The following is a 7,350-nucleotide window of genomic DNA, read 5'->3' as shown; positions in this document are numbered from 1 at the left end:
CCGCCGAGCCAGATGTCCAGCGGCGACGCCGGCCGCGGTGCGATCGCCACCCCACTGACCGTGAAGTACCGGCCCTGGAAATCGGCTGCGTCATCGACCAGTGCGGACCGTAACAACTGCAACGACTCATCGAAAACTGCGGCACGCTCCCCGTCGGGAACCACGAAGACCTCGCGCTCGGCCGGGATCGCCGATCGCAATCCGAACACCGGGAGCACTCGCTTGGGGGCGACGGCCGCCAAAGATGCCAGCTGTTTGGCAACCAGCACCGGATGGCGTCCGGGCAGCACCGCAACCGAGGTGCCCACCTTCAAGCGATTCGTCCGCGCCAGCGCGAAGGCCATTCCCACGACCGGATCCACCGCCGGTGAGTAGACCAATTCGGAGAACCACAACGAGTCCACTCCGCTGCTCTCCAGCTGATCGACGACGTCGGCGAGCCGATCTGGAGCGGTGTCCGCACCAAGCCCCACACCGAAACGGATTTTCATCAGCGTCTCCCTTCGTCGTCGCGCGATGCCTGGCGGAACAGCGCGGAGTCGGGTTTTGTGCCCGAGCGCGCGAAGGGGGCCGTTCGAGTATTCGCCCACGGCGTCAGTGTTCGGTCGAAGCATCGTTGATCGGCCTCGGGCGCTGAAGCCGGCGCGCTTCGCCACCGCCTTCCGAGCGCGGGGATAGTCCTCTAAAGGTTCACCTATCTCCAAGCGAAGACCGGTTGCTCCAGTTCGGTGACCGGGTTGTAGCGGCCTTCCAGGCCCAGCCATCGCAACTGCAGCAGCACAGCGCCGGTCGGCGCGTGAATGAGGTCGTTGCCCAGCGGGATCTGCACGACCGGGCGCGGGCTCTCCGGAATGGTGATGAATCGTGGGGAATCCGCTCGCTGCAGCTGGTGCAGCCCCACCCGATACACCGCCACCACTTCGTCCAGCGCCGGTCGCGGATCGAGCCGTCCGCCTCCCCAGAGCACCACCGGGGTGATCACATAGCCGGACCGGGTCGGGTAGTCGTCCAGTAGACCCAACACGTCCGGATCGACCAGGTCTATGTCGACCTCTTCGTGTAGTTCTCGCAGCGCAGCATCGACCGCAGTCTCCCCCGGATCCAGTCGGCCGCCCGGAAGCGCCCACTGCGCCGGGTGTGCATTGAGCCGAGAGGCTCTGCGGCACAACAAGAAAGCAGCGCCGCCGGACACGTCGACCATTCGGCCGTCAAGACCCGCCTCCGGCATCGGGCGCCCAGCGATCCAGTCGTCAACCGGCGCCGGATCAACCCTGTCCTCGCCGGTCTCTGAATCGACCAGTACCACCGCAACTGCTGCGTGTCGCTTGGTCGGGTCGCTTACAGTGCGTCGGTCGTGACCCGCCAGATGCCTGCGAATCCGCTGCCGCAGCACGTCGTCATAGGGGATGATCACTGTTCGAGCCTAGGCGGCAGCGCGCCGGCCCCGCGACCTGGTCGGTCGAGTACGGCTGAGCAGGCAACAGTAAACCGATCGGTTTACAAATACGGGTAGCCGGCTTAAACTTCCTGAGTAAGTTGTAGTGGAGCCAGCTGGCAAGATTTGTTGTGCCGTGCCGGCAGCCGACGGAAGGCGCCAGATGACCACCGACGTGCACTCCGACGCCTACGCAGCGCGCGCCGCCGCTGTGTATGCCCGCGACGCCGAGTTGCGTGCCGCCGAACCGGACCAGAGCGTGATCTCGGCCGCGCGCCGTCCCGGCCTCCGGCTCGTGGAGGTGCTCGAGACACTCCTGGGCGGCTACGCGAACCGGCCGGCTGTGGGCAGGCGGTCCACACAAGTAGTGCGTGACAGCGCGACCGGCCGAGCAGAGCATCAGCTTCTGCCGGCGTTCGAGAACGTCACCTACGGCGAGCTCTGGTCAGATGTAAAGGCGATTGCCGCGGCGTGGTCGAACGAAAGCGCCGTCAGTGCTGGTGATTTCGTGGTGACAATTGGTTTTGCCAGCATCGATTACCTGACGGTCGACTTGGTCTGCGCGTACCTCGGGCTGGTTACCGTACCGCTGCAGCACAATGCGCCGGTGTCGCGGCTGCGGCCGATCTTCGACGAGACGCAGCCGCGTGTTCTCGCGGTTTCTGCGGCATATCTGGACCTGGCCGTGCAGACAGCACTCGGCAGCGGCTCCGTGCGTCGCCTCGTCGTGTTCGACTATGACAGCGCGGTTGACGACCAGCGTGAAGTGCTGGAGATGGCGCGGATCCAGCTGGCGGACAGGTTGATTACGGTGGAGACTCTGGCCGGAGTCATTCGACGCGGCCGCACGTTGCCCGCGCCCGACGGCTTCGACGGCGAAGACGACGAGCGCCTGGCCATGATCCTTTACACCTCCGGCAGCACCGGTGCCCCCAAAGGGGCGATGTGGACTGAGCGCATGGTGTCCATCCTGTGGACCACTGATTTCACCGACGACACCGAGCTGCCGGTGATCAATGTCAACTACATGCCGCTCAATCACCTCGGCGGGCGGATCGGTCTGTCGGCAGCGTTTCAGGCCGGCGGCGCCAGCTATTTCGTGCCTACAAGCGACCTGTCGTCGTTGTTCGAGGACTTCAGTCTGGTACGCCCCACCCAACTGGCGCTAGTGCCCCGGGTGGTCGACATGCTTTATCAGCGTTTCCAGACCCGCTTCGATCGGTTGGTGGCCGACGGGGCAGAGATGATCGACGCCGACCAAATCGCGAAAACCGAACTGCGCGATGATCTGCTGGGTGGGCGGGTGATCGGGGGATTCGTCGGCACTGCCCCGTTGTCGGCCGAGATGCGCACTTTCATCGAATCGTGCGTGCAAGCGCACGTCATTGACGGCTACGGCCTCACCGAAGTCGGGATCGTCACCCGCGACGGCATCATCAGTCGCCCACCGGTCATCGACTACAAGTTGGTCGACGTGCCCGAGCTGGGCTATTTTGCCACCGACCGACCGTATCCGCGGGGCGAGTTTTTGGTCAAGACCACGACTGCCACGCCTGGGTACTTCAAACGTCCGGAAGTCACCGCGCAGGTATTCGACGCTGAAAACTATTACCGCACTGGCGATGTGATGGCCGAAGTCGGACGCGACCGTCTGGTTTATGTGGACCGCCGCAACAATGTGCTCAAGCTGGCCCAGGGCGAGTTCGTCGCGGTGGCCAATCTGGAAGCCGTGTACGCCGGCGCGCCGCTGGTCCGTCAGATTTTCGTCTACGGCAACAGTGAGCGGTCATCGCTGCTGGCGGTCGTCGTTCCGACCGACGAGGCGCTGTCCCGCTACCCCGATCACGACGACTTGACGGTGGCGCTACGTGACACGTTACGCTCGGCGGCGCGTGCGGCCGAGCTGCAGAGCTACGAAATTCCTGCCGACTTCCTCATCGAGACCGAGCCTTTCAGCGCCGCCAACGGCTTGCTGTCCGGTGTGGGAAAGTTGTTGCGGCCGAGGCTCAAAGAGCATTACGGAGAACGACTAGGGCAGCGCTACGCCCGACTCGCCGACGCCCGAACAGAAGAACTGCGCGCGCTGCGCGAGGCCGCACTCCGGCAACCGATCATCGAAACAGTGGCGCAGGCCACTCGAGCCCTCCTCGGGCTGCCGGCCACGCCGGGCGCCGACACGCACTTCACCGATCTCGGCGGCGATTCACTGTCGGCGCTGAACTTCTCCAACCTGCTGGGCGAGGTGTTCGGCGTGGACGTTCCCGTCGGCGTGATCATCGGCCCGTCAGCCGATCTGGCGTCGTTGGCGGATTACGTCGAGACCGAGCGAACCTCCGACGGCCGCCGGCCCACGTTCGCCAAGGTGCACGGCACCGCAATGACGTCAATCGGGGCCGCCGACCTGACGCTGGACAAATTCCTCGACGCGGCTGACCTGCGAGCGGCGGCGGCGGCTCCAGCAACCGACCATGTGCGGACGGTCCTGTTGACCGGCGCCAACGGCTACCTCGGACGTTTCCTCACATTGGAATGGCTGCAGCGCCTGACCCGCACGGGCGGCCGGTTGATCACGCTGCTGCGCGGCGACGACGTCGACTCCGCGCGCCGCCGGCTGGAACGAGCTTTCGACACCGGCGACCCGTCCTTGCTCGGCCGATTCCGGGAGTTGGCCGCCGAGCATCTCGACATCGTCCTCGGCGACATCGGCGAACCACATATGGGGCTCGATGACACGACGTGGCAGCGGCTGGTTCGCGATGTCGACCTTGTCGTGCATCCGGCCGCGCTGGTCAACCATGTCCTGCCCTACGGGCAATTGTTCGGGCCCAACGTCGTCGGTACGGCCGAGGTCATCCGGCTCGCGATCAGCGAGCGGATCAAACCGGTGACCTACTTGTCCACCGTGGCCGTGGCGATCGGCGTACCCGACTTCGCCGAAGACGGCGACATCCGCTCAGTCAGCGCCCGACGGCCGGTCGACGACAGCTACGCAAACGGATACGCCAACAGCAAGTGGGCCGGCGAGGTGTTGCTGCGTGAGGCACACGACCTGTGCGGACTGCCGGTCAGCGTGTTCCGCAGCGATCAGATCCTGGCACACAGCCAGTTCGCCGGACAGCTGAACGTACCGGACTCGTTCACCCGCCTGCTGATCAGCCTGCTGCTGACCGGTATTGCGCCCCGCAGTTTCTACGCAGGCGACCGTCCGGGCGAGCGGCCCCGGGCGCACTACGACGGTTTGCCCGCCGACTTCGTCGCCAAAGCAGTGACTACGCTCGGGGCCGCCGGACTGGCCGGGTTCCACTCCTATGACGTAATGAACCCGCACGACGACGGCGTCTCGCTGGATGTGATTGTGGACTGGTTGATCGACGAGGGGGCGCCGATTACCCGGATCGACGATCACGCGGAGTGGTTCGCCCGCTTCGAAGGCGCGCTACGCGGGCTACCCGAACAGCAACGCCAGCGCTCGGCCTTGGCCCTGCTCGACTTCTACCGGGTACCCGAGCAGCCGCTGCTCGGTGCGGTGGCGCCCACCGCGGTGTTCCGCACAGCGGTGCAATCCGCCAAGATCGGTTTCGCAGAAGATATTCCGCATATCGACGTTGGACTGATCCGCAAATACATCTTCGATCTCAAGGAACTCGGCCTCATCTGAGTCAGCCGCACCGGACCAGGTTCACCCCTCAGGTTGTCGGTAGGAGTCGACGCCTTTGCGCTCAAGGGACTGTGCGAGTTGTTCACCCTTGGGTGTGAGCTGTAAGTACGCGGCATACATCCAGTGCTCCGGGTCGTCGTAATGCCGGACGTAGTAGTGGGAGATGTGGCGAATCGAATGCTCGAGCGCATGCTGCCACGCGATGAACTGATGGCCTTGGGTGCCCCACGTTGCCCAGATGCCTGCGCCCTACCACCTCGTGGCCCAACCGGAATAGTCCTTCGTTGACGACGTAACGAATGAGTTCGAGGGTTTCGCTCTGCACTTCCGACAGTGGTGCTACGGATTTTGCTGTCGCACATGCCAATCGACGGTGTTGAGATCGACCGGGCTCGCGAGGGCGTCGACCAGTACCCGGACGCTCAACAGCTCGCGGGCAGTGCTCATCTCGTCGCGCCTCCTACTCGATGGGTTGGCCGTACCTTCACTAATGCAGTTGCGAGGTCACATTGAGGGCAAGGGCGTTTGACGGGTTCCGGCGGCATGCGACACGATAGCCGCAAGTCGTAGCCGGTCAGGGGAGGCTGAGAGTCGAATGGCTGACATCACCATGTTGATCCTCGCCGACCATGACTGGTTCCGTGAACAATTCGCCAAGCTGGACTATCTGCAGGCCCAGACGCCGGTCAACGCCCCCGCAATCGAGCGGGTATGGCGCCCGCTCGCCGACAAACTCGACGTGCACGCCTACATCGAAGAGAAGATCTTCTACCCGCAACTGCTGAAACGGGGTATCGACGATCCCGAGGGCGAGACGCTTGATGCCATCGGCGATCACAACGACATCCGCGACGGAGTGCGAGACGCCAACGCGACCCGGATCGGCAGCGAAGAATGGTGGGCAGCGGTGGGCCGCGCCCGCAAGGCCAACGACGACCACATGGGCGAAGAGGAGCGGGAAGGACTGTCGGACTTCCGTCGGAACGCCCCGGTCGGCCTTCGAGAAGCACTAGGGCGTCAATTCAGCGAGTTCATGGCGCAGCATCCCACCACCGAGGGCCTGGAGATCACTGACCGCGACCCACAAGCCTATGTCGACAATCTCGAGAACCCGTCGCAGTCCACACCCACGGACCACTCGCTTCGCATCGGCAGCCTGAAAGGCCAGTAGCATCACGGCCGACGCGTCGGACGCGGGGGCGTACTCAGCCCTTTAGCCGAAACGGTTGTGCCGGACACGCATTCGGCTAGGCCCGGCGCCGTCAGGTGTCGGCTGCAGCGCGTTGTGTCGACGAAGCGGCACAGGCCGCGTGTGAGAAACCGGCGCCCGGGTATATGTGCGGCGTGATGGCGAATCCGAAACCGGTACCCGAAGACCTGCGGCGCTTAGCCGCGGCCCACGGGGTGGCGACCTCCTACCGCAACGAACGTCGCCAACCGATAGAGGTGGACGCCGACGTGGTGATCCGGGTGCTCGGGCTCCTCGAAGTCGACGCCGGCACCGAAGCCGACCGGCGGCGTGAGCTGGCGGAGCTGGACGAAATCAACCGCTCAGGCGTGGTGGCGCCAACCGTCGCCGTTCGCGTGAACGGCCATCCCCAGTCGCTGCCCGGTGCCGCTGTGCTGGTCGGCGAGGACGGCCAGCAGACCGAAGTGCGCGACGAGTTACCCGCCGACCTACCACCGGGCTGGTATCAGCTGCACACCCGCGACGGCCAGGAGGCCACCCTGGTGGCAGCCCCGCCGCAGGTGCCGGCGACGCCGGCCACCTGGGGTTGGATGCTGCAGCTGTATGCGCTGCGCTCGGCCGGTTCGTGGGGTATCGGCGACTTAGGCGATCTGCGCGAATTCATCGACTGGACCGCCAAGGGGCACGGCGCCGGCGCGGTGCTGCTCAACCCGCTGGGCGCGCCCGGGCCCACGCATCCGGTGCAGCCCTCGCCGTACACGCCCTCCAGCCGACGGTTCGCGAACCCCTTGGCGCTGCGCATCGAGGACCTCGACGCCTACCGGCGAGCTGACCCGGACACCCGCGCCGAGCTGGATGCGCTGCGAGTCTCGGCGGGCACCGAGCGGATCGACCACGACCTGGTGTGGGCTGCCAAGCGCTCGGCGCTTGAGTTGCTGTGGCGGGCAGAAGGCCGACCCTCTCCACTGGACCAGTCAGGTTCCGGTGTGTCCGAGGGGTTGCGTGACTGGGCCACCTACTGCGCGCTGGCCGAGCGGCACGGCGGCCGGTGGACGCGGTGGCCCGAGC

General features: G+C 65.3%; 5 protein-coding genes. 3 read left to right on the top strand and 2 right to left on the bottom strand.

Annotated features, from left to right (window positions below; all coding sequences use genetic code 11):
- Together WA317_RS19370 and WA317_RS19365 are read right to left on the bottom strand one after the other, a co-directional pair.
- The coding region (locus WA317_RS19370) for an LLM class flavin-dependent oxidoreductase (RefSeq protein WP_425174575.1) at nucleotides 1–491 on the bottom strand (491 nt) is incomplete at its 3' end.
- A 203-nt stretch (nucleotides 492–694) separates the two neighbouring features.
- Nucleotides 695–1,414: an NUDIX hydrolase gene (locus WA317_RS19365; RefSeq protein WP_425174574.1), complete on the bottom strand. Its 720-nt coding sequence runs from the start codon at nucleotides 1,412–1,414 to the stop codon at nucleotides 695–697.
- Nucleotides 1,415–1,598: 184 nt separating this feature from the next.
- Between WA317_RS19365 and car the strand changes: the two genes are divergently transcribed.
- The 3 genes from car to WA317_RS19350 all read left to right on the top strand — a co-directional run.
- Nucleotides 1,599–5,093: a carboxylic acid reductase gene (gene car / locus WA317_RS19360; RefSeq protein WP_425174573.1), complete on the top strand. Its 3,495-nt coding sequence runs from the start codon at nucleotides 1,599–1,601 to the stop codon at nucleotides 5,091–5,093.
- A 595-nt stretch (nucleotides 5,094–5,688) separates the two neighbouring features.
- Entirely contained in the window at nucleotides 5,689–6,264 is a 576-nt protein-coding gene (locus WA317_RS19355; RefSeq protein ID WP_425174572.1) for a hemerythrin domain-containing protein, read from the top strand.
- Nucleotides 6,265–6,440: 176 nt separating this feature from the next.
- A partial coding sequence (locus WA317_RS19350; protein ID WP_425174571.1) for a 4-alpha-glucanotransferase occupies nucleotides 6,441–7,350 on the top strand: 910 nt, incomplete at its 3' end.

It is taken from the genome of Mycobacterium sp. (assembly GCF_049802695.1).
Lineage (GTDB): Bacteria > Actinomycetota > Actinomycetes > Mycobacteriales > Mycobacteriaceae > Mycobacterium.
This window is presented reverse-complemented; position numbering and strand designations above follow the sequence as displayed.

What these genes read in the sequence shown, in the direction of transcription:
- WA317_RS19355 (WP_425174572.1), top strand. Translation starts at nt 5,689, where the DNA reads ATGGCTGACATCACCATGTTGATCCTCGCCGACCATGACTGGTTCCGT.
- car (WP_425174573.1), top strand. Translation starts at nt 1,599, where the DNA reads ATGACCACCGACGTGCACTCCGACGCCTACGCAGCGCGCGCCGCCGCT.